This is a genomic window from Rhodobacter maris (assembly GCF_900217815.1).
In the GTDB taxonomy this organism is placed as follows: domain Bacteria; phylum Pseudomonadota; class Alphaproteobacteria; order Rhodobacterales; family Rhodobacteraceae; genus Rhodobacter; species Rhodobacter maris.
Window position 1 is genome coordinate 1 of sequence record NZ_OBMT01000007.1, and the last position, 22,844, is coordinate 22,844.

The 22,844-nt window shown below is 65.4% G+C and carries 21 protein-coding genes; 9 read left to right on the top strand and 12 right to left on the bottom strand.

The genetic code is table 11. The features are described 5' to 3' along the window. The 3 genes from CRO22_RS10695 to CRO22_RS10705 all read left to right on the top strand — a co-directional run. The coding region (locus CRO22_RS10695) for a chemotaxis protein CheB (protein WP_281254752.1) at positions 1-183 on the top strand (183 nt) is incomplete at its 5' end. Continuing rightward, positions 180-1,910, top strand: a complete 1,731-nt coding sequence (locus CRO22_RS10700) for a hypothetical protein (RefSeq protein WP_097070147.1) — start codon at positions 180-182, stop codon at positions 1,908-1,910. The genes CRO22_RS10695 and CRO22_RS10700, both read left to right, overlap by 4 nt. Before the next feature lie 200 nt (positions 1,911-2,110). Further along, on the top strand, positions 2,111-4,981 hold the full coding sequence (locus CRO22_RS10705; RefSeq protein WP_097070148.1) for a Hint domain-containing protein: 2,871 nt from the start codon (positions 2,111-2,113) through the stop codon (positions 4,979-4,981). 35 nt (positions 4,982-5,016) lie between these two features. Here CRO22_RS10705 and CRO22_RS10710 read toward each other — a convergent pair whose 3' ends face one another. Beyond that, a complete protein-coding gene (locus CRO22_RS10710; protein ID WP_097070149.1) occupies positions 5,017-6,207 on the bottom strand; it encodes a phosphoglycerate kinase in 1,191 nt (396 codons plus the stop codon). 181 nt (positions 6,208-6,388) lie between these two features. Between CRO22_RS10710 and CRO22_RS10715 the strand changes: the two genes are divergently transcribed. Together CRO22_RS10715 and CRO22_RS10720 are read left to right on the top strand one after the other, a co-directional pair. After that, positions 6,389-6,895 carry a peptidylprolyl isomerase gene (locus CRO22_RS10715; RefSeq protein ID WP_097070150.1) on the top strand — a complete coding sequence of 169 codons (507 nt, stop codon included), beginning with the start codon at positions 6,389-6,391 and terminating at the stop codon, positions 6,893-6,895. Beyond that, positions 6,888-7,481 carry a peptidylprolyl isomerase gene (locus CRO22_RS10720; RefSeq protein ID WP_097070151.1) on the top strand — a complete coding sequence of 198 codons (594 nt, stop codon included), beginning with the start codon at positions 6,888-6,890 and terminating at the stop codon, positions 7,479-7,481. The genes CRO22_RS10715 and CRO22_RS10720 overlap by 8 nt, the downstream gene beginning before the upstream one ends. A gap of 184 nt (positions 7,482-7,665) precedes the next feature. On the opposite strand, the gene tyrS is transcribed toward CRO22_RS10720, so the two are convergent. Beyond that, entirely contained in the window at positions 7,666-8,916 is a 1,251-nt protein-coding gene (tyrS, locus tag CRO22_RS10725) for a tyrosine--tRNA ligase (protein ID WP_097070152.1), read from the bottom strand. Between the two features lie 59 nt (positions 8,917-8,975). On the opposite strand from tyrS, the gene CRO22_RS10730 reads away from it, so the two are divergent. Both CRO22_RS10730 and CRO22_RS10735 read left to right on the top strand, forming a co-directional pair. Beyond that, on the top strand, positions 8,976-10,106 hold the full coding sequence (locus CRO22_RS10730; protein ID WP_097070297.1) for an anhydro-N-acetylmuramic acid kinase: 1,131 nt from the start codon (positions 8,976-8,978) through the stop codon (positions 10,104-10,106). 71 nt (positions 10,107-10,177) lie between these two features. Continuing rightward, positions 10,178-10,612 (top strand): DUF4405 domain-containing protein, encoded by a 435-nt coding sequence (locus tag CRO22_RS10735; protein WP_176518621.1) that lies wholly within the window; start codon positions 10,178-10,180, stop codon positions 10,610-10,612. A gap of 2 nt (positions 10,613-10,614) precedes the next feature. On the opposite strand, the gene CRO22_RS10740 is transcribed toward CRO22_RS10735, so the two are convergent. The 6 genes from CRO22_RS10740 to CRO22_RS10765 all read right to left on the bottom strand — a co-directional run bounded on the left by CRO22_RS10740 (position 10,615) and on the right by CRO22_RS10765 (position 17,819). Further along, positions 10,615-11,043 carry a cupin domain-containing protein gene (locus CRO22_RS10740; protein WP_097070154.1) on the bottom strand — a complete coding sequence of 143 codons (429 nt, stop codon included), beginning with the start codon at positions 11,041-11,043 and terminating at the stop codon, positions 10,615-10,617. Between the two features lie 95 nt (positions 11,044-11,138). Further along, positions 11,139-12,413 carry a phosphopyruvate hydratase gene (gene eno / locus CRO22_RS10745; RefSeq protein WP_097070155.1) on the bottom strand — a complete coding sequence of 425 codons (1,275 nt, stop codon included), beginning with the start codon at positions 12,411-12,413 and terminating at the stop codon, positions 11,139-11,141. A gap of 126 nt (positions 12,414-12,539) precedes the next feature. Next, positions 12,540-13,430, bottom strand: a complete 891-nt coding sequence (locus CRO22_RS10750) for a DMT family transporter (protein WP_176518622.1) — start codon at positions 13,428-13,430, stop codon at positions 12,540-12,542. Positions 13,431-13,507: 77 nt separating this feature from the next. Further along, a complete protein-coding gene (locus tag CRO22_RS10755) occupies positions 13,508-14,929 on the bottom strand; it encodes a protein adenylyltransferase SelO (protein WP_097070157.1) in 1,422 nt (473 codons plus the stop codon). A gap of 37 nt (positions 14,930-14,966) precedes the next feature. After that, on the bottom strand, positions 14,967-15,902 hold the full coding sequence (locus CRO22_RS10760; RefSeq protein WP_097070158.1) for a nucleoside hydrolase: 936 nt from the start codon (positions 15,900-15,902) through the stop codon (positions 14,967-14,969). 57 nt (positions 15,903-15,959) lie between these two features. Beyond that, a complete protein-coding gene (locus tag CRO22_RS10765) occupies positions 15,960-17,819 on the bottom strand; it encodes an ABC-F family ATP-binding cassette domain-containing protein (protein ID WP_097070159.1) in 1,860 nt (619 codons plus the stop codon). Positions 17,820-18,068: 249 nt separating this feature from the next. Here CRO22_RS10765 and ndk point away from each other — a divergent pair, with 249 nt between their 5' ends. Further along, entirely contained in the window at positions 18,069-18,491 is a 423-nt protein-coding gene (gene ndk / locus CRO22_RS10770; protein ID WP_097070160.1) for a nucleoside-diphosphate kinase, read from the top strand. A 268-nt stretch (positions 18,492-18,759) separates the two neighbouring features. Here the strand turns inward: ndk and CRO22_RS18870 are convergent, their stop codons facing one another. Continuing rightward, positions 18,760-18,912, bottom strand: a complete 153-nt coding sequence (locus CRO22_RS18870; protein ID WP_176518623.1) for a hypothetical protein — start codon at positions 18,910-18,912, stop codon at positions 18,760-18,762. A gap of 305 nt (positions 18,913-19,217) precedes the next feature. Beyond that, entirely contained in the window at positions 19,218-19,739 is a 522-nt protein-coding gene (locus CRO22_RS10775) for an RrF2 family transcriptional regulator (RefSeq protein ID WP_097070161.1), read from the bottom strand. 332 nt (positions 19,740-20,071) lie between these two features. Here CRO22_RS10775 and CRO22_RS10780 point away from each other — a divergent pair, with 332 nt between their 5' ends. Continuing rightward, positions 20,072-21,064, top strand: a complete 993-nt coding sequence (locus tag CRO22_RS10780; protein ID WP_097070162.1) for an SLAC1 anion channel family protein — start codon at positions 20,072-20,074, stop codon at positions 21,062-21,064. Between the two features lie 97 nt (positions 21,065-21,161). Here CRO22_RS10780 and CRO22_RS10785 read toward each other — a convergent pair whose 3' ends face one another. Both CRO22_RS10785 and CRO22_RS10790 read right to left on the bottom strand, forming a co-directional pair. Beyond that, positions 21,162-21,773 carry an inner membrane-spanning protein YciB gene (locus tag CRO22_RS10785; protein ID WP_097070163.1) on the bottom strand — a complete coding sequence of 204 codons (612 nt, stop codon included), beginning with the start codon at positions 21,771-21,773 and terminating at the stop codon, positions 21,162-21,164. Positions 21,774-21,786: 13 nt separating this feature from the next. Then, positions 21,787-22,689 carry an EamA family transporter gene (locus CRO22_RS10790; protein WP_097070164.1) on the bottom strand — a complete coding sequence of 301 codons (903 nt, stop codon included), beginning with the start codon at positions 22,687-22,689 and terminating at the stop codon, positions 21,787-21,789. Positions 22,690-22,844: the final 155 nt, after the last annotated feature.

A 22,844-nucleotide genomic window follows, 5' to 3' on the forward strand; every position in this document is an offset into this window, starting at 1 on the left:
CTTGAAATCCGTCAGGCAGGTGGAACGACAATTGCCCAGGATGAAGAAAGCTGCATCGTCTTTGGCATGCCGAAGGAAGCGATCGAGCGCGGCGCCGCCGCGCAGGTTTTGCCGCTGTCGCGCATGGCGCAAGCGGTGCTGCACGCCCGGCCGGTATCGCTCGATGCGGGAAAACCCGCATGAGCGCGCCCTTTGCACGGCCGCTGCCGCAGGGACAGGACGCAGCATTAGAGGGTGGCGCGGATCCGGCAGAGCTTGCCGCCCGGATCGCGGCGCCACGCCGGGAGATCGAACAGGCCTTTCTGGCGATGGGAGGCGGGCTCGTTTCCGCCGCGCGGCTGCTTGAGGCCGTGTCGGGCGCGCATCGTGCGATGGCAACCGAATTCGAGGGCGAGGATTTCCTCTCGGCCGTGCGCGAAATTGATGCTCTGCGCGGTGAGGTCGCCACGATCATCACCGCCGTTTCCGCAGGAGATGCCGATTTCAGCCAGCTTGGCGAGACCATCCGCGCGCTCGCCCATCCGCTCGACGAGACCGAAAAGGCGATCCGGCTGCTTGAACTGGTGGCCGTCAACGCCCGCATCGTCGCTGCGGCGCTCGGCACAACCCAGACCGATATGGTGGCTTTCACCGATGAGATGATCCAGATGTCGCGCGGCGCCAAGACGACGCTTTGCACCATCACGGAGGTGCAGAACCGGGTCAGCAGCACAGTGGCTGCCAGCGTGCAGTTGCAGGACGATTTCGGCCGCGACCACGCCAGCACCATGGCCGAGATCGCCACCCGGCTCGACGGACATCTGCGCATTGTCGAGGCGCAGCGCGTGCAGGCGGCCGAACATGCCAACCGCTCGGCAGGCCTCGCCACGACGATCGGCACACGGATCGGCGATGCGGTGGTGGCGACGCAGGTGGGCGACGGCACGCGCCAACGGCTTGAGCATGTCGAGGCGATCCTCGCGCAGATCGACGCGCAGGATACGGGCACGGCCACGGCGGCGATGCTCTGGCATCTCGGCGCGGCACAGCTTGCCTCCACCAATGAGGATTTCATGGAAGAGATCGCCACGCTGCTCTCGGCGGTCGAGCTCTTGCGCGAGGATGCGGGGCAGGTGCTGCGCGATGGCACCGACCGCGCCGGCCGTTCAATCGCCGACAGCAGCGCCGCGCTTGCGGCGCTTGCGGCGGATCTGCAATCGCTTGGACCGTTGCTGCAGAAGGAGGCCGAAAACCGCGCCCGCGCGCGCCAGCTCAGCGAAAGTGCTGCGGATGCGATGGGGCAGATGCTGGCGCAAATCGATCTGGTTGAGCGGATCGAGCGCGACGTGCGGCTTTTGGGCCTGAACATGGCGATCCGTTGTAGCGCGCTCGGTGATCGGGCGAGCGGGCTTCGGGTCATTGCCGCCGAGCTCGGCGGGCTGGCGCGCGACACCAGCGCCGCGGCGACACGGGTGCGCCGGATCCTTTCGGGGGCGCAAACCGCCATCGAGACCGCGCGTCGGCGCGCGGCGCAATTCGAGGGCCGGGATCTGACCGAGGCGCCGCTTGCCGCCGCGCAGCGGCTCGAGGCGGTGTTGGGGCGGCTTTCGGCCAATACCGGCGTGCTTGCCGAGACCTGCCCGCGCGCCGCCACGCTCCTGGACGAGACCGCGCGCCTGAGCCGGGCGATTTCGGCGGGGGGGCGCGACTGGGCGGGGCTCGCCGATGTGGTTGCGGCCGCGGGGCCGCCGGAGGCGCCCCGGGCAGAGGCGGTGGCCGTGGAGATTTTGGCCACGATCCGCACGCGGTACACGATGCGGAAGGAGCGCCAGATCCACGACCGGATCACCGGGCTGCCACCGGAGACGCCCGAAGACGCCGCGCCGCCGCCTGTCGCCGATAGCGACGATATCGACGCCTTCCTGTTCTAGCGGGCGCGCGCTTGTTCCAGTCAATCCCGGATCGGACGACGGTCCCTCCCCGTCGTCCGGCCCAGCTCGCTGGCGGTGGACCGCCCGGGGCGGGGCACCACCGCGCCAGATCCGGGCGCCTGATCTGGGGGGCGTAAATCCTTTCTTTCCGGTTTTGCCCTTAAAATCAGCATCTTCCGCCAACTTTTTTGGTGTTCTGGATGACCGTTTATACCTTTCAGGGGTACAGCATTTCCGAATACACCGGCGCCAGCCCGGCGATCGGATCGACGTTCCATATCCGCTCCGATTTCGACGCCGCGACCGATGCGATCACCTTCACGATCACTGATGACGACAGCACGCTCGCGGGGTCACGCTGGGGCACTTATGACACGACCCAGCAGACCGGCACCGTCACCGATGCGTCGGGAACACAGCTTTATTCCGGCACGCTGAGGGTTGGCTGGCGCGCCACCTTCGTTTTGCCCGACGGCTCGACGGTGCATGTCTGGGATGTCTGGACCGGGGCGACGGATGGTTATCCGATCGGGCTGATTTCGGACGGCGAACTGCCCCCCGGGGTGACGTTCCAGATCGGCGCTTATGACGAGGCCACCACCGCCGCCACCTGGCCGAGCTACAGCACGATCCACACGCCGACTGCCGACCCCGATCTCGACAACACGGTTACCGGCGGCACCTTGAGCGATTCGCTTTATGGCGGGGCAGGAGATGACACGGTTCTGGGCGGTGCGGGCAACGATACCGTCCGGTTGGGCGACGGGAATGACGTCTTTGGCGATTACGCCAGCGAAACCGGCAATGATCTCGTCTATGGTGGCGCGGGCGACGATCTGCTGATCGGCGGGCCGGGCAATGACACGCTCTACGGGGACGAGGGTAATGACACGCTCTCTGGCGGCACCGGCAGCGATTGCCTCTTTGGCGGGGCCGGCGCGGATGAGTTCATTGTCACCAATGGTCATGACCACGAGACGATCGACGGCGGCACCGAGCACGATTCGATCTGGTTTTCCGATTACAGCGGCGCCACCTATACCGTCAGCGTCACCTATTCCGGCACCGGCACCGGCAGTTACAGCTTCAGCTCCGGCACCGACAGCGGCATCTTTACCTCGATCGAGGGGATCGGCGGCACTTCCTATAACGACACGCTCAATGCCGCAGCCGATGCGGGCGGGGTTTATCTGGGCGGTGGCGCGGGCAATGATGTGATCATCGGCGGCTCTGGGGCGGATACGCTCGAGGGTGGCACCGGCAATGATTCGATCACCGGCGGCGCGGGCAACGATCTGATCTCCGGCGGCAAGGGGGCCAATACGCTGGCGGGCGGGCTCGGCGACGATACGTTCCGGGTTTATGATTCCAACGGTGCGGGCACCGTGATCCAGGGCGACGGCGGTACCGACACAATTGAATTCTATGTCGATTCGGGCGCCACGACCGGCACTTTCGTGGTCTATTCGGGCGCAGGTGCGCTGAGCTACTGGGTCTGGCCCGCGCCCTTCACGCTCCAGGGCACCGCCACCGGCATCGAGGGGATCGTCGGCACGCAATATGCCGACTGGATCGACGCGGCGACTTATGACAACACCACCACCTCCACCTATGCGACCGGCGCGGGCAACGATTCCGTCTATGGCGGCAGCGCGGCCGAGACGGTCTGGCTCGGCGAAGGCAATGATATCGCCTATGGCAACGGCGGCAACGACGCAATCTATGGCGAGGCGGGGGACGACACGCTCTCGGGCGGTTCAGGCGCCGACACGCTCGACGGCGGCGCAGGCAATGACCTTTTCGAGGTTTGGGCGGGCAATGGCAGTGCCACGATCACTGGCGGCACCGGCACCGACACGCTGAAATTTCTGGGCGATGCGGGCACCGGCGTCACCCTCACCTCAACCGCGCCGGACACCTTTTCCTACAGCTATGGCACCGCCAGCGGCATCGTGAGCGGAGTTGAGGCGATCTCCGGCACGAGTTACGGCGACACGATCGACGCTTCTGCCGCGGGCGGGGCGATCACGCTCGCGGGGGGGGCGGGCAATGACGTCTTGACCGGCGGCGCGGGCGCCGACCGGCTCGACGGTGGCACGGGCAATGATCTGCTGACCGGCGGTGCGGGCGATGACCTTTTTGTCTCCGGCACCGGGGCTGACACGCTCGGGCTGGCGGATGGCAGCGGCCAAGACACGGTGAGCGATTTCGACCTGACTGGCGCTGACAGCGGGCATGCCAGCGATCAGCTCGATGTCTCGGATTTGACGAACAAGCTCGGCGATCCGGTGAACTGGAGCGATGTGACCGTATCCGACACGGCGGGTGACGGGACGGGCGACGCGATCTTGCTTTTTCCAAATGGCGAGAGCCTGACGCTCACGGGCATCAGCCCGGCACAGGTGAGCGGCAAGTTCGCGCTCCATGCAATTGGAATCCCATGCTTTCTTTCGGGTACCTTGATTGCGACCCCGGCCGGGCCAGTGCCGATCGAGCGGCTTCGCGCAGGCGACCGGGTAACCACGCGCGACGGCGCGCCGGAGACGATCTTGTGGGTCGGCCAGCGCCATGTCGGGGCGGCACGGCTGCGTGCCGATCCGGCGAGCCGCCCGATCGAGATCCGCATCGGCGCACTGGGCAATACCCGGCCGCTGCGGGTCTCGGGGCAACATGGGGTGCTGTTGCGCACCGAGGCGGGGGAGCGGCTCGCGCGGGCGCGTCATCTGCTTCTGTCAGGATGGGACGGGGTACGCCAGATCGAGGACGGGCGGGGCGCCCGCTATTATCATCTGCTGCTCGCGCGCCATGCTTTGGTCGGCGCGGAGGGCCTCTGGGCGGAAAGCTTCTGGCCCGGGCCGATCGGCTGCACGAGTTTCGGAGCGGGGGCGCTGCGCGATCTGCTCGCGGCCTGCCCGGCGCTGGCGCCCGCGCTTCTGGGCGGGGCACGGGTCGAGAGCGTTTATGCGCCGCGTGTCCGGCCGATGCTGCGGCGCCGCGATGTCATGGCGGAAAACTGTGCACGCTGGGCCGCGGCAACCCGCGCCCGCCATATGCCCGCGCAAGAGGCGTGACGGGCCCCTGAAGGCCCGCCCCGTTCAGGTCCGGATCACTTCGTCAGCACCGCGACGCCGGGGAGCTCCTTGCCTTCCATCCATTCGAGGAAAGCGCCGCCCGCGGTCGAGATATAGCTGAAATCTTCCGCCGCGCCCGCCTTGTTGAGCGCCGCCACCGTATCGCCGCCGCCCGCCACCGAGACGAGCTTGCCGTCCTTGGTGAGTTCGGCCGCCTTCTGTGCCGCCGCATTGGTCGCCGCATCGAACGGCGCGATTTCGAAGGCGCCGAGCGGGCCGTTCCAGATCAGCGTTTTCGAGGCTTCGAACACGGCGGCGATCTCTTCGACCGATTTCGGTCCGGCATCGAGGATCATCGCATCGGAAGGGCAATCATCCTTCGCGACAGTCTCGTTCTCGGCCCCCGCCTTGAACTCGCGCGCCACCACCACATCGACCGGCAGATGGATCGCACAGCCCACGGCATGGGCCTTTTCGAGGATCTCGCGCGCGGTCTCGGCCATTTCGCGTTCGGCCAAGGATTTGCCCACGTCGATGCCCTGCGCGACAAGGAAGGTATTCGCCATGCCGCCACCGATCACCAGATGATCGACCTTGCTCACGAGATTGCCCAGAAGGTCGAGTTTGGTCGAGACCTTGGCGCCGCCCACCACGGCGCAGACTGGCCGCACCGGGTTGCCAAGCGCCGCCTCAAGCGCCTTCAGCTCCGCTTCCATCAGCCGCCCCGCAACGGCGGGTAGGATATGGGCGACTCCTTCGGTCGAACTGTGCGCCCGGTGCGCGGCCGAGAAGGCGTCGTTCACATACACTTCGCCCAGAGCGGCCAGCGCGGCGCTCAGTTCCGGGTCGTTCTTTTCTTCGCCGGCATGGAACCGGGTGTTCTCAAGAAGCAGCACTTCGCCCGGCTCAAGCGCGGCAACGGCGGTTTTCGCCGGGCCGCCGATGCAGTCATCGGCAAATTTCACTGTCACGCCGAGCGCTTTTTCAAGCTCGGGCACCAGCGGCTTGAGGCTCATCTCCGGCACGACCTTGCCTTTCGGGCGGCCGAAATGGGCGAGCAGGACCGGCTTGCCGCCCTTGGCGAGGATGTCCTTCACCGTCGGCACGATTTTCACGATCCGGGTTGCATCGGTCACAACGCCGTTCTCCACCGGTACGTTGATATCGACGCGCACCAAGACGACCTTGCCCGCAAGATCCATCTGGTCGAGCGTTTTCCAAGCCATAAGCATTCTCCTGATCTGGGCGCGGGCGGGCTCGCCTCCCGCGGCTCGCGCAAAATTGCCCCGATGTGAGGGCCTCGTCAACGCCCCCTGCCGCACCCCCTCGTGAAAACCTTGCGGCGCTTTGCCCTTTTCTCCCGCGCAGGGAGTCCCTAGATTGGCCCCGACCAATCAGGAGAGCCCCATGGCCGATATCAAGGATCCCGAGAATACCATCATCATCACCCTCAAGGATGGCCCGGTGGTGATCGAGCTGCTTGCCGATGTGGCGCCGCTGCATGCGGAGCGGATGAAGCAGCTTGCCCGCGACGGCGCCTATGACAATGTCGCCTTTCACCGGGTGATCGAAGGGTTCATGGCGCAGACCGGCGATGTGGAAAACGCCAATATGGAGAAAGACTATAACCCGGGCCGTGCGGGCACCGGCGGGTCGAAATACCCCGATCTCAAGGCGGAATTCTCCAAGCTGCCGCATGACCGCGGCACGCTCGGCGCGGCGCGCTCGATGAACCCGAACTCGGCCAACAGCCAGTTCTTCATCAATTTCAAGGATAACCACTTCCTGAACGGGCAATATACCGTCTATGGGCGGGTGATCTCCGGGATGGAATTCGTCGACAAGATCGCCCGTGGCGAGCCGCCGGCAAAGCCCGACCGGATGATCTCGGTCAAGGTGGCTGCCGATGCGTAAGCTCTTGGGCGCAACCGTTCTGACGCTCGCCGCAACCGGTTTCGCGGTGGGCGCCTTCGCGCAGGACGGCACCACCGCGCCTGACGGGCCGGGGCCGAACCTCGTGCTCGAGATCGGCGGCGCCACCTCGGGCAAGGTCGTGATCGACCTTTTGCCCGATGTTGCGCCCCAGCATGTCGAGCGGATCACCCAGCTCGCCAATGAACATGCCTATGACGACGTGGTGTTTCACCGCGTGATCGAGGGCTTCATGGCGCAGACGGGCGATGTGCAGTTCGGCAAGCGCGGCGGCGATCTCGCGATGGCGGGGATGGGTGGGTCGAAATACGGCGATCTGCCGGCGGAGTTTTCGAACCGCTCCTTCACCCGTGGCATGGTGGGGATGGCGCGTTCGGCCGATCCGAATTCGGCCAACAGCCAGTTTTTCATCATGTTCGCAGACGCCCCCCATCTCGACGGCCAGTACACGATCGTTGGCCATGTGGTCGAAGGCATGGATGTGGTCGATGCAATCAAGAAGGGCGCGCCGCAGCAAAACGGGCTCGTCGAGGATCCCGATTACATCGTCAGCGCCACGATCGAGTGAGGCGCATATGATCCGCCGGGCAGGGGGGCGCTGCCCCCCCTCCGCAAGCGGACTCCCCCCGGGATATTTTCGCAAAGTCGAAACCAGAAGGGCGCTCCGAAACGGGCGCCCTTCTGCTTTGGGAAAATATCCCGGGAGTGAATTGGCCGAGAGGCCAAGAGGGGGCAGCGCCCCCTCTCTCCGCTCAGCCGATCTGCACCAGCGCATGGCGCTTTTTGCCAGCGCTGAGCTTGACCGGCTGGGCCAGATCGGTGGCGGAGAACATCCGCCCGGCGTCGGTGCAGATCTCGTCATTCACCTTGAGCCCGCCCTCGGCGATCAGGCGCTTGCCGTCCTTGCCGGTTTTGGCAAGGCCCGAGCGCACCACAAGTTGCGCAAGGCTGATGCCCTCGGCCAGCTCCGCCGCGGGCAGGCTCAGCGTCGGCAGATCCTCGCCCACGCCGCCCTTTTCAAACACCTCGCGCGCGGTCGCTTCCGCCGCGGCGGCGGCTTCGGCGCCGTGCAAAAGCGTTGTCACCGCATTGGCGAGGATGATCTTTGCGCCGTTGATCTCGGAGCCTTCGAGCGTGCCCAGCCGCTCGCATTCCTCCACCGGCAGATCGGTGTAGAGTTTGAGGAACCGGCCCACATCGGCATCGGTGGTGTTGCGCCAGAATTGCCAGAACTCATAGGGCGAGAGCATCTCGCCATTGAGCCAGACTGCGCCGCCCTGGGATTTGCCCATCTTGCGGCCGTCCGAGGTGGTCAGAAGCGGGGTGGTCAGGCCGAAGATCTCCTGGTCGCAGACGCGGCGCGTGAGGTCGATCCCGTTGACGATATTGCCCCATTGATCCGAGCCGCCCATCTGCAGCAAACAGCCGTAGCGGCGGTTCAGCTCAAGGAAGTCATAGGCTTGCAGGATCATGTAGTTGAATTCGAGGAAGCTGAGGCTCTGCTCGCGATCGAGCCGCGACTTCACCGATTCAAAGCTCAGCATCCGGTTGACCGAGAAATGCCGCCCGATGTCGCGCAGGAACTCGAGGTAATTGAGATCATCGAGCCATTCGGCATTGTTGCGCATCAGCGCGCCATTGCCGGCATCGGAATAGTCGAGATAGCGCGCGAACACGCGCTGCATGCCGGCGATATTCTCGTCGATCTTTTCGGGCGTGAGCAGGGGGCGTTCTTCGGAGCGGAAGCTCGGGTCGCCCACTTTCGTCGTGCCGCCGCCCATCAGCGTGATCGGCTTGTTGCCGGTTTTCTGGAACCAGCGCAGCAGCATGATGTTGAGCAAATGCCCCACATGCAGCGAGGCCGCCGTTGCGTCATAGCCGATATAGGCCGTCACCATCCCCTTCGCGAGGGCCGCGTCGAGTTCTTGCAGGTCCGTGCAATCGGCAAGGAAGCCGCGCTCGATGATGATGCGCAGGAATTCCGATTTCGGGTGATAGGTCATCGTGCTTGTTCCTCTGGCTTGGCCATGCGTATATCGGCCAGAAAACCAAAGGGGAAGCCATGTTGAAGGCAGAGCCGGTCTGGGCGCTGGGCGCGATGTCGGGGACTTCGCTGGACGGGGTTGATGCGGCCGCCCTTCTCACGGATGGTGTGACGATCCTGGATTTCGGGCCGACCGCCTACCGCCCCTATAGCCGTGCCGAGCGCGCGGTGATCGAGGCGGCGCTTGGGCTCTGGCCGGGCGAAGAGGGGGTGGAGACGGCGGCCGAAGTGGTGGAAACCGCGCATGCCGAGGTGCTTTCGGATCTGCTCGCCACCTGCCCGGAAGCGGTGCTGATCGGCTTTCATGGTCAGACGCTTGCGCATGATCCGCAAGGGACCGCGGGGCCCCGCCGCACGCATCAGGCGGGCGATGGCGATGTGCTGGCCGAAGTGCTGGGGCGCGACGTGGTGTGGGATTTCCGCTCCTCGGATGTGGAACTCGGCGGGCAGGGCGCACCGCTCGTGCCGTTTTTTCACTTCGCTTGCGCACAATGGGCGGGGCTCGATGAACCGGCCGGATTTCTCAACCTTGGCGGCGTGGGCAATGTCACCTGGGTTGATCCGCGTGCGGCGGGGCCCGAGGCGCCGGGCGCGGTGCTGGCCTTCGATACCGGGCCTGCCAATGCGCCGATCGATGATTACATGCGCGCCGCCTTTGGGCTGCAAAACGACGCGGGCGGGGCGCTCGCGCTTTCCGGCCGTGTCGATCAGGAGGCGGTGACGCGCTTTCTCGCCCATCCGTTTTTCCTGCGGATGCCGCCGAAATCTCTGGACCGCAACGACTTCCACGAGATCTTGCAAGGGATTGTCGCCCCCCTTGAGGATGCCGATGCGCTGGCCACGCTTTGTGCCTGTGCCGCCGCCGCCGTGGCGCGCGGCTTCGAGCATTTCCCGACGGCGCCGGCGGCGCTCTTCGTGGCAGGCGGCGGGCGGCACAATCACGCGCTGATGAACGAGTTGGGTGCGCTTCTGGCCTGCCCGGTCACGCCCGTCGAGGATCTTGGGCTGGACGGGGACATGCTCGAGGCGCAGGCCTTTGCCTATCTTGCGGTGCGGGTGGCGCGCGGCCTGCCGACAACCGGGCCCTCCACCACCGGGGTGGCCGCTCTGGTCGGAGGCGGGCGCGTCTCGGTGCCGCAGGGGGGTTGAGCCGGAAAACGACGGAACAGGGCCGTATTTCGCGTTATATTATCGCATCAGGGAAGATCATGGAGGATGCGATGCGTGATCCTGCTTCCGAAGCTTTGACAAAGCCCTGCCCGCCGTTTTCGAGCCGCGCGAGTGCGGTCTTTCTGGCGGGGTTCACATTCCTTGGTCTGGTGATCTCCGGCCTCGCCGTGGCGATTGCGCCCTCGGGCCGGATCGCACTCAATTTGCACTGGCAGCTCATCGGCCTGAGCCGGGTGCAATGGGAACGCCTGCACCTGACGCTCGGGATATTCTTTCTGTTTGCAGCGGGTTGGCATATTGCGCTGCACTGGTCGGTGATCCGCAATCTGGTCTGGTCGATGCGCGAGCATGCGCTGTGTCACCGCCGCGAAGTGGGGCTGGCCCTTGCCATCGTTGCCGCGCTCATCGGCCTTGCCATCGTCGATCTGCCGCCCGCAAGCTGGCTCGCCGACGGGATGGATTTCTTCAAGCGCAGCTTCTGGTAGGCCTAACCCGGAATCTCGAAGCCCGGCGCGGCGAGCTCGAACCCCTCGAAGCGGAAGCCCGGAGAGACGGTGCAGCCAACAAGGCTCCAGGCGCCAAGCGTGCGCGCAGCCTGCCAATGGAAGGGCGGCACGATGCCTTGCACAACCTCGCCGCCCAGCACATCGGGCCCAAGGCGGAGCGCCTGCGCGGGGCCGGCGTCGGTGGCGCTGAGGCGCAACTCAAGCGGGCTTCCGGCATGGAAATGCCAGATCTCTGCGGCATCGACGCGGTGCCAGTGGCTCGCCTCGCCCGCCTTGAGCAAAAACAGGATCGCCGTGCCCGCGGGGCGTGTGCCGGGCGCGGCCTCGGCGATCCAGGTTTGCCGATACCAGCCGCCCTCGGGATGGGGCTGCAGCCGCAGCCGGTCGATGATCTGATCTGCGTCGCTCATGGCATCCTCCGTTTGGCGCCACAGTAGCGGCGCACGGGCAAAAGAAAACCCCGCCGGGCGGGGGCCCGGCGGGGTCTCCTGTCTTTGACGCTGGCTTATTTCAGGATGCCGCGGCCCATGTATTCGGCGGTTTCACCGAGCATTTCCTCAATGCGGATCAGCTGGTTGTATTTCGCGAGCCGGTCGGAGCGGGCAAGCGAGCCGGTCTTGATCTGGCCGCAGTTGGTGGCCACGGCGAGATCGGCAATCGTCGCATCCTCGGTTTCGCCCGAGCGGTGGCTCATCACGTTGGAGTAGCGTGCGCGGTGCGCCATATCGACGGCCTTGAGCGTTTCCGAGAGCGAGCCGATCTGGTTCACTTTCACCAGCATCGAGTTGGCGACGCCTTCCTTGATGCCGCGCGCGAGCCGTTCGGGGTTGGTCACGAAGAGGTCGTCACCCACGAGTTGCACCTTGCCGCCGAGCGTGTCGGTGAGCAGTTTCCAGCCCGCCCAGTCATCTTCGGCGCAGCCGTCTTCGATCGAGATGATCGGATAGTCGCCCACGAGCTTTTCAAGGTAGGCGACGTTTTCTTCCGAGGTCAGGCTCAGGCCTTCGCCCTTCATCTCGTATTTGCCGCCCTTGTAATATTCGGTCGAGGCGCAATCCATCGCCAGATAGATGTCTTCGCCCGGCTTGTAGCCCGCTTTTTCGATCGATTTCAGGATGAAATCGAGCGCGTCGCGGGTGGAGGCGAGCATCGGCGCAAAGCCGCCCTCATCGCCAAGGCCAGTCGAAAGCCCCGCGGAGGAAAGCTCTTTTTTCAGCGTGTGGAACACCTCGGAGCCCATGCGCACGGCGTCGCGGATATTGCCCGCAGAAACCGGCATGATCATGAATTCCTGAATGTCGATCGGGTTGTCGGCATGTTCGCCGCCGTTGATGATGTTCATCATCGGCACCGGCAGGATGCGCGCCGAGGTGCCGCCCACGTAGCGATAAAGCGGCTGCGCGGTGAAATCGGCCGCAGCCTTGGCGCAGGCGAGCGAGACGCCGAGGATCGCGTTGGCCCCCAGACGGCCCTTGTTGGGCGTGCCGTCGAGTTCGATCATCAGCTTGTCGATGGCTTCCTGATCGGTGACATCTTCGCCCACGAGGTTCTCGGCCAGCTCGCCATTGACGGCCATCACCGCCTCAAGGACGCCCTTGCCCATGTACCGCGATTTGTCGCCATCGCGACGTTCCACCGCTTCATGGGCACCGGTCGAGGCGCCCGAGGGCACGGCGGCACGGCCCATGGTGCCGTCTTCGAGGGTCACGTCGACCTCGACGGTCGGGTTGCCGCGGCTGTCGAGGATTTCGCGCGCGTGGATGTCGATGATCGTGCTCATGGCTGTGCTCCGATTGGGCGTTGATTGAAAAATCGCTCTCTCTATAGCCGCATGCTGCCGCTGCGAAAAGGGTGATGATAGCGATAACGGCGGTGTTAGCGACGGACTTTGCGGGAATATTTTGGCTCAGCCGAGGGTCGCGGCAGTGGCGCGGGCGGCGCGGGCCCGGGCGCGTTCGCGTGCAAGCGTGTAAAGCCCCGAGGCGACAATGATGAGCCCGCCGATCAGGGTCCACTGATCCGGGTGTTCGGCAAAGACGGTCCAGCCGATAGCGACGGCAAAGATCAGCCGCGTGTAACGGAAGGGCGTGATCACCGCCACCTCGCCGATCCGCATCGCGGCGATCAGCGCGTAATAGCCCGCCGTGCCGACCACAAGCGCCGCGCCAAGCTGCGCGACATCGCTCAGGGAAAGCGGAACCGGCGGGCCCTGCAGCAGGAGCAGGGCGGCGCCAGCGGGAATGCAGGTGGCAAAGCCGTAGGTGGCAAGTTGCATCGAGGTGATGGAGCGCGGCACGCGCCTTGTGATCACATCGCGTGCGGCAAGGCCAACGACTGCGACCACGGCAAAGAGCGAGAGCACCGAAAAGCCCGCCGTGCCGGGGCGGATCACCACCAGAACGCCGATGAAGCCGACAAGGATCGCCGACCAGCGCCGCCAGCCCACCTTTTCGCCCAGAAAAAGCGCGGCGCCGAGCGTCACGGCGAGCGGTGTGGCTTGCAAGATCGCCGAAGCCTGGGCCAGCGGCGTGAAGGCAACGGCGCAGACGAAAGCGAGCGTGCCCACAAGTTCGCCGAAATTGCGCCCGATCACGGCCGGGTTCAGCAGGTCGCGCGACAAGAGCCGGTCGCCATTGCGCAGCGCGAGCACGGCAAAGATCACCGTGCCGCCGATCCCCATCAGGGCCAGCACTTCGCCCACCGGCATGTGTTGGCTGAGCGCCTTGACGCACATGTCTTCGAGGGCAAAGCCGGCCATGGCCGCCACCATCAGAAGACTGCCGCGCAGATTTTCCACACCATGTCCCATGCGGGCGATGTGCCCGAGCGCGCGGGCCGGGGCAAGCGGCGGATTGTATCCGCCACAAGATCGCCTCAGGTGCCGCAGAAGGTGCGGGCCACCCGCTCTTCGGGGCGCGGTGCGGCCTCGAGATCGGCGAAGCTCTCCGCGGGGGTGAAGGGGGCGGCGAGTGCTGCATGAAGCCGGTGGAAGGGGGCGTAATCCCCCGCGACAGCCGCGGCGATCATCTCTTCGATGCGATGGTTGCGCGGGATGCGCACCGGGTTCGCCGCCGCCATCACCGCTTCGGGGTCTTTTTCCCGTGCGATCCGGGCGCGCCAGTCGGGCGCCCAGGTCTCGAAGGCCTGCGGGTCAGCGAACTCCTGCGCCGCGGTGCCGGTGCTCAGGCCACGGAACGTGCGCGTGAAATCGGCGCCCTCGCTTGCCATCCGGTTCAGGAGTGCCTCGATCAGCACCCGGTCGCCGGGGTTGGCCCGGGCGATGCCGATCTTGCGGCCCATCCGGGCGAGCCATGCCTCCTGATAGGCGGGGGCGAAACCGTCGAGCACCGCTTGGGCTTCGGAGACGGCCTGCTCGCCCGCGCCGATCAGCGACAACAGGCACGAGCCGAGTTGCGCGAGGTTCCACAGCGCGATCTGCGGCTGGTTGGCATAGGCATAGCGGCCGCGCGCGTCGATGGAGGAGAACACCTTCTGGGGGTGATAGGCCTCCAGGAAGGCGCAGGGGCCATAGTCGATCGTCTCGCCCGAAAGCGCGCAATTGTCCGTGTTCATCACCCCGTGGATGAAGCCAAAGGACATCCAGGCCGCGATCAGCCGCGCTTGGGCCGCGGTGACGGAGGCGAGCAGGTCAAGCGCCGTGTCATCCTCGGGGAAATGGCGCGAAATCGTATGATTGCAGAGCTTTGCAAGTGCATCCTCATCGCCCCGCGCGGCAAAATACTCAAATGTGCCCACTCGGATATGGCTTGCCGCAATGCGCGCGAGCACGGCGCCAGGCTTGTGCACGCCGTCTCGGTAAACCGTTTCGCCCGTGGTCACGCAGCCCAGCGCGCGGGTCGTGGGCACGCCAAGGGCCGCCATCGCTTCGGAAACCACATATTCGCGCAGCACCGGGCCGAGCCAGGCGCGCCCGTCGCCGCCGCGCGAAAACGGCGTACGGCCCGCGCCCTTGAGCGTGAGATCGAACCGCCCGCCTTCGGGCGTGACGATCTCGCCCAGAAGGATCGCGCGGCCGTCGCCCAGTTGCGGCACGAAGCCGCCGAACTGATGCCCGGCATAGGCCTGCGCGATCGGCTCCGCCCCCTCGGGCACAAGATTGCCCGCAAGCATCGCCGTTCCCTCCGGCCCGGCGAGCCAGTCGGCCTCAAAGCCGAGCGCGGCGGCCAGAGCGCGGTTCACCGCAATCGCGCCCGGGTTGGCGACGGCCACGGGCGGCAGCGCGGAGAAGAAGCGTTCCGGCAGGCGGGCGTAGGAATTGTCGAAATTCAGGGGCATGAGAAAGGATCTGGGGCAGGAAGGCGGCGGGTCAAGCTCAGAGGCGGCCAAGCCGCTCGGTGAGGAGCGCATAGAAGCCTGCGGCATCGACATCGCGCATGAACATCGCATTGGGCTTGCGCGGGCTCACCCGCCACCAATCCGCCACCGTCATCCCCATCGTCAACTCGGACTGGGTCTCGACGGCCACGTTGATATGGCGCCCCGAGAACAGGTCGGGCTGGAGCAGATAGCCGATCACGCAGGGGTCGTGGAGCGGCGCCCCCTCCGAGCCGTATTTCGCCATGTCGAACCGCTCGAAGAAATCGGTCCAGCTTGCGACCGCATGGCCGACTGGCGTGCCGAGGTTGCGAAAGGCCTCGATCCGGGCGCGGGTGGTGAGCGCCTTGTGCGTGACATCAAGCGGCATCATCACCACGGCGACGCCCGCGCGCAGCACGATATCGGCGGCCTGCGGATCGACATAGATGTTGAACTCGGCGGTCGGGGTGACGTTGCCGCCCTCGAAGAAACCGCCGCCCATCAACACGATTTCCGCCACGCGCTCCTTGATGTCGGGGGCGCGGGCAAAGGCGGTGGCGATATTCGTCAGCGGCCCGAGCGGGCAGAGCGTGACGCTGCCCGGCGGCTCGGCGCGCAGGGTCTCGATGAGAAAATCGACCGCGTGGCGCTCTTGCAGCTTCATCCGCGGCAAGGGCAGGGCGATGCCATCGAGCCCTGTCTTGCCATGCACATATTCGGCCGTGACGAGCGCGCGTTCCATCGGCCGGTCGCAACCCGCAAAAACCGGAAGATCGCTGCGCCCGGCCAGTTCGCAGACCACGCGCGCGTTGCGCGCGGTGAGATCGAGCGGCACATTGCCCGCCACGCAGGTGATCCCCAGCACCTCAAGCTCGGGGCTGGCGAGCGCGAGCAGCAGGGCGACGGCATCGTCCTGCCCCGGATCGGTATCGATGATGATCTTGCGGGTCATGGCGCACTCCTTTGCGCCACTTTCGCCGTGCCGAAGACGCTTGTCCAGAGCGCGCGCTCAGCCCGCCATCGCCGTTTCGAGTGCCTCAAGCGCCGCCATCCAGAGCTCTTCGGCGCGCCCCATCGCTTCGCGCGCCTCGGCATGCTTGAGAAGCCACTTGTTGCGCTCTGTGGCCCGCTCGGCCTCGTAAAGCGCCGGATCGGCGAGCTTTTCATCGAGCTTGGCGAGCATCTCGGAGAGCTTTTCAACGCGCTCCTCGCATTTGCGCGCCTCGGCCCGCAGGGCGAGGATCTTCTCGCGCGAGGGTTGGGCGGGCTTTTCCTTCGGTGCCGGTTTTGCGGCGGCCCGGTCCTCGGGGTCGCCCGCCAGCAACTCGGCCCGGTAGGCCTCAAGATCGGCAGCATAGGGGGCGACGGCGCCCCCCTTCACGAGCCAGAGCCGGTCCGCGACCAGCGAGAGCAGATGCATGTCGTGGCTGACAAGGATCACCGCGCCCGAATAAGCGGTGAGCGCCTCCACCAGCGCCTCGCGGCTCTCGATGTCGAGGTGGTTCGTCGGTTCGTCGAGAATGAGCAGATGCGGCGCATCGAGCGTGGCCAGAAGCAGCGAGAGCCGCGCCTTTTGCCCGCCCGAGAGCTTGCCGACCTCGGTTTCCGCCTGATCGGCAAGCAGGCCAAAGCCCGCAAGCCGGGCGCGCAGCTTGGCTTGATGTTCCTCCGGGCGCAGCCGCTGCAGGTGCAAGAGCGGCGTCGCGCCAAGGTCGAGCTCGTCCACCTGATGCTGGGCAAAATAGCCGATGCGCAGTTTGGAAGACCGCGCGATCCGCCCTTCGCAGGTCTCAAGCTTGCCGGCGAGCAGTTTCGAGAGTGTCGATTTTCCCTCGCCGTTGCGGCCCAAAAGCGCGATCCGGTCATCCTGATCAATGCGCAGGTTGAGCCGCCGCAGCACGGGCTTTTCCCCATAGCCCACCGCGGCGCCATCAAGCGTGATGATCGGCGGGGAAAGCTGTTCGGGCACCGGGAAGGTGAAGACCTGCTTTGCCGCCTCCTCGGGGGCGGTGATCGGCTCCATCTTCTCGAGCATCTTCACCCGCGCCTGCGCCTGCACCGCCTTGCTGGCCTTGGCCTTGAAGCGATCCACGAAGCTTTGCAGATGCGCGCGCCGCGCCTCTTGCTTTTTCGCCGCCGCGGCAAGGTTCGCGCGCGCCGCCGCACGCTGGCGGGCGAACTGGTCGTAGGGCCCCTGCCAGAGCGTGAGCTTGCGGTTTTCCAGATGCAGGATGGAGCCCACGGCGCGATTGAGAAGGTCGCGGTCGTGGGAGATGATGATCACGGTGTGCGGATAGCGGGCCAGATATTGCTCCAGCCAGAGCGCGCCTTCGAGGTCGAGGTAGTTCGTCGGCTCGTCGAGCAGGAGCAGGTCGGGCTGGGCGAAAAGCACGCCCGCGAGCGCCACCCGCATCCGCCAGCCACCGGAAAAATCCGAGCAGGGGCGGCGCTGCGCTTCGGCATCAAAGCCAAGCCCGCGCAAAATGGCCGAGGCGCGCGCCTCGGCCGACCAGGCGTCGATATCGGCAAGCCGGGTCTGCACCTCGGCGATGCGGGCGGGGTCGGTCGCCGTCTCGGCCTCGGCCAGCAGCTCCGCGCGCTCGGTATCGGCGGCCAGCACCGTGTCGATCAGGCTGGTGGCGGAGGAGGGCACCTCCTGCGCAACGCCGCCGATGCGGGCGCGCACAGGCAGCGAAATCTCGCCCGATTCGAGCGCGAGCTCGCCCCGGATCAGGCGGAAGAGCGTGGTCTTGCCGGCGCCATTCGCGCCGACGAGGCCGACCTTGTGGCCGGTGGGGATGCGCGCCGAGGCGGCCTCGAACAGCGGGCGGCCCTCGATCGCATAGGTGATGGCGTCGAGCGTGAGCATCCCCTGCCTCTGCCCGAGCCGCGCACCAAGGTCAATGCCGGCGTGGATTGGGGCACCTGCGCCCGGACTGCCTTTTCGATAGGCACTGCCGCATTTCTTTGCGCATTTGTCGCACAGACTGACCAAAACGGCAGTCGCACGGGGGTTTTCAATGCGGCAGCCTCATGCTAGCAGGCGCAAGACCCTTTCCCGACCGGCGGGCAGGCCCTCAGGGCGCTTCCCGGTCCCCAACCAAAGAGGCTCTCCCTCATGGCCATCGAACGCACGCTCTCGATCATCAAACCCGATGCCACCCGCCGCAACCTCACCGGCAAGATCAACGCGAAATTCGAGGAAGCCGGGCTGCGCATCGTCGCGCAAAAACGCATCAAGCTTTCGCTTGAGCAAGCCGGCAAATTCTACGAAGTGCACAAGGAACGCCCCTTCTACGGCGAGCTGTGCGAATTCATGGCCTCCGAGCCGGTCGTGGTTCAGGTGCTTGAAGGCGAAGGCGCGATCGCGAAGAACCGCGAAGTGATGGGCGCCACCAACCCGGCGAATGCGGCCGACGGCACGATCCGCAAGGAATTCGCGCTCTCCGTGGGCGAGAATTCGGTGCATGGTTCGGATGCGCCGGAAACTGCCGCGGTCGAGATCGCCTATTTCTTCTCCGGCCTCGAACTGGTCGGCTGAGATCAGGGGGCCGGCGAGCGTCGCCGGCCTTCCTCTGGTTCAGACGGTCTTGCGGTTCAGACGGTCCTGGGCTGTGTCGCGCAACCGCAATGACACCCGAAATTACAAAGGCCGCCACGGTTCCGGGGCGGCCTTTTGGTTGGGCTACGCAGAATATGCTCCGGGAATGCCGGGGCTCGCGAAGCCTGTCGGATCCTTGCGCGATCAACATGGCAGGCGCAGGGCCGCAGACCATCGGTCTGATGCACGGTCGCCCGCGAGACTTGGCTCAGATCGAGGCCCAGTCGGTGATCTTCGCACCCGGTTGCACCGGTTTCGTGCTCGAGCCTTGCTGTTGCACCGAAGCGGGCTTCGATTGCTGCGCCTGAAAGCCATCCTGCTGCGGGGCGGGGCTCATGCCCATCTGCATTCCATTTTGCATCTTGTCGTGCCTCTTGACTGTCACCATGCCCCGTCAGGGGGCGCTGCGATTGTGGCGACACTATGACGCAGCTAGCCCGATCTGGACGCATGGTCAATTCACTATGAATGACAGACGCGTGACATTGCGTGAGGCCGGCAGAAAAACCGCGCCACCGTCGAAATGATAGCGCAAACCCCTCTCTTCCGGTCAAGAAGACAAACCAGTTGAGGGGGTTGGGAGGATTTTCAGAAAATGCCCGAAACGCGCGCTGACGAAAGATCCCGCGGAAAACGACTCACGTGCCGGGTCAGGTACGGGGAGAGTCAGGCGTCGAGATTGGCTGGATGCGCCGGGGCGGAAGCCGGGGTACGTTTGCGCGCCGGGCTGCCACAAAGCCCGACCCGCGGGCCGCCCGACATCCGCAGCAGATGCTCAAGCGCGGCATTGTCGCGCACCATGTCGCCCAGCGTGTGCTTGTCCATCGCCGAATAGAAGGCCTCGACCGCGGCCTCAAGCGCATCGCGGAACCGGCAGGCCTCCGAGAGCGGGCAGGAATTGGTCTCGCAATCGAAGCACTCGACGAAGGGGAGCGAGGCTTCGAAGGCGCGCAGAACTTCTCCGACGCCGATCTGATCCATGTCGCGGGCGAGGCGCAAGCCCCCCGAGCGGCCGCGCTGGGTTTCGACAAAGCCGCGTTGGGCGAGCGTGTTCACCACCTGTGCAAGATGGTTTTCCGACGCGTTGCAGGCTTCGGCGATCTCATGTTTGCGCACGATCCGGTCGCCGTTCACGGCGCAGAACATCAACGTGCGCATCGCCAGATTGGTCCGAGTCGTCAGTCGCATGCTGGCTCCAATTTCCCAAAGGGGTGGGCTGAGGCGGGGGTAAGACATGTCTCAGATGCTAATTTGACATATGTCATGTCAGGCCAGATTGACAGTGAAACAGCGTCCTTGCGTCAATATGTCTGAACGATGCTTCTTTTATTGTATGCAGAAATCGCAATGTTATAACGCATTCGGCGCGGCGGAATCGCCGCTCGTATCTGCTCGCACGGTCTGCCGCGCGGCGGCACGTGCTTGCCGCGCTCCCCGGCGCCGGGCCGGGTGCGCCTCGCAGTCCGATCCCAGTGCCCCCGACATCCGCGGGGCCGCAACCTATGGTATTGAGGAGCTTCATGACAGAGACCCCTATTGTCACGCCGCATCGCGAAAGCCGGCTGGCGCATTTCCCGATCACTTTTTATGCCACGACGATGGGCTTGGGCGGGCTGACGCTGGCGCTGCGCGCGGGGGCTGCGCCGCTTGGCCTCGGGCCCTTGCCCTACCAGATCACGCTCGCGCTGACAGTGGGTGTTTTTGTTTTGATTTCAGCGTTTTATCTCTCCAAGGCGGCAATGCACTGGCAGCATGTCCATGCGGAATGGCATCATCCGATCCGGCTCTCCTTCTTCCCGACGATTTCTGTTTCGATGCTTTTGATGTCGATCGGATTGATGACGGTTTCGAAGCCTGCGGCGCTCGCGCTCTGGGGTGTGGGGACAGCGCTGCAAGGCGTGCTGACGCTCGCCGTGGTGACGAACTGGATCGGCACGCGCAGCTTCCAGCACGGCCATCTGAACCCGGCCTGGTTCATTCCGGCGGTGGGCAATGTGATCGTGCCGGTGGCGGGCGCGGGCCTCGGCTTTAACGAGATTTCCTGGCTCTTCTTCTCGGCGGGCATGATGTTCTGGGTGATCCTGCTCACGCTCGTTTTCAACCGGCTGGTGTTCCATGACCCGCTGCCGGGCCGCCTGCAGCCGACGCTGGTGATCATGATCGCGCCGCCGGCGGTCGCGTTCATCGCCTGGGTGCGGCTGACGCTGGGGGAGGGGGCGCAGGTCGATGCGATGGGCCATGTGCTCCTTTCGCTCGCCTATGTCTTTGCCGCGCTCGTGGCCGTGCAGCTGCCGCGGATCCTGCGGCTTCCCTTCGCGATGTCGTTCTGGGCGCTCAGCTTTCCGATTGCGGCGCTGACGATCGCCACATTCCTCTATGCCGAGCTTGACGGCTCGCAATTGCATCTGTGGATGGCGGAAGGGTTCCTCGGCCTTCTCGTTGTGGTCATTGCCGGACTTGTCGGACGCACGCTTCTGGGGATCGCGCGCGGCGAGATCTGCCAGCCCGAGTGAAATGCAGCGGGTCGCCTCGGCGGGGTCGAGGCGACCTGCCGGCGGCTCCGCTTCAGCGGCGCGAAAGACCCTGCAACGCCGGACATCTGGCCCGCGCTCAGTCTTCCTTCTTCCCCTCCTCGGGGGAAAAACGCGAGAAGAGCGGCGCTTGGGCGGCGAAGAACCCCATCAACAGAACCGGCAGCCCGAAGGTCTTGAAATTCACCCAGACCGTATCGGAGAACAACCGCCAGATCGTCTCGTTGGCGATCGCGAGAAAGACAAAGAAAGCGACAAGCCGCTTTGTCAGGATCACCCAGCCTTCCGGTGCCATCGGGATTGCCCCGTCCATGACCAGTTGCAGCCAAGGTTTGCCGCGCAGGAGCCCGAACCCCAGCAGGCCCGCGAAAAGCAGATAGATCAGCGTCGGTTTCATCTTGAAGAAGCGCGGATCGTTGAACCAGATCGAAAGCCCGCCAAACACGACCACCAACACCAGCGTGGCGATCTGCATGGGCGCAAGCCGCCCGGTGAGCGCCCAGAGCGCCGCCATCGCGACGACAAGCACCGGCACGAAGATTGCAGTGGCGAGCACAAAACCACCGTAGCTCTCGCCCCAGAGCGTGACCGGATGATCCTTGAACAGGAAAAAAGCCGCAAAGAACACCAGAAGCGGGCCGAAATCGAGCGCGGCCTTCAGGGCTGGTGCTACCGGTTTTCTCTCGTCCATGCGTCTCTCCCTCTCATCTGCCTGCAAATTCCACCACCACCGCCCCCAGCGCGATCAGCGCCATCAGTCCGGTGCGCCGCGGCCCCACCTTTTCGCCCAGCACCAGCCAGCCGATCAGCGCCGCAAAGACGGTCGAAGTCTCGCGCAGTACCGCCGCCTCGCCGACCCGGTCGATCCGTGTCGCCATCATCACCGCGCCGAAGGAGAAATAGGCGACGATCGCGCCCGAGACACCCCTTTTCACGAGGCCGGGCCATTCGGCTGCCGGAATGTGTCGCCAGCGCCGCAGCGTGAGCAGCGGCATGAACCAGGCATCGAGGAAGAAGAACCAGGCGAGGAAGGTGAAGGGGTTCGGCGTGGCGCGGATGCCGTAGGCGTCGATCGTCGTATAGGCGGCAACGAAGCCGCCGGTCAGCACCGCGAGCGCGAGCGCCGAGACCATGGTCTCGCGCCCCACGGTGAGGGTGCGCAGGTTGTAAAGCGCAAGTCCCCAGATACCGCCGACCAAAAGCGCCACGCCGCCCCATTGGCCGGGTGTGAAATGCTCCGAGAAGAGAAGCCCCGCTCCGATCACCGTGAAAAGCGGCCCGGTGCCGCGCACCACCGGATAGACCACAGTATAGGCGCCGCGAGTATAACTGGCCGCCTGGGCGAGCTTGTAGCCGATATGGACCAGCACGACGACGGCGAAGATCGGCCACATCTGCGGCTCGGGCCAGGGCACGACGAAGAGCGCAAAGGGCGCCGCGATGATCCCGTAAGAGGCGTCGATCACGCCGCGGCTGATCCAGGGGTCGTGACGCCCCTTCTGCATCGCGCCGAAGAGCGCATGGAGAAAGGCGGCCATCAGCGCAAGGCCGATCGCCACGTTGTGTCCGGTGGGGGTTCCGGAAATGGCGCTGATGGTGTCGAGCAAGGGTCTTCTCTGATCTGGCGGGGAGGGGGGCGCTGCCCCCCGTCGCGTGCCGCGACTTCCCCCGGGATATTTGCGTCACGTCGACGGGGAAAGGGTTTTGCGTCGACTTGGTACAAATATCCCGGACGGGTGGCCCCCCGCAAAGAGGGGGCAGC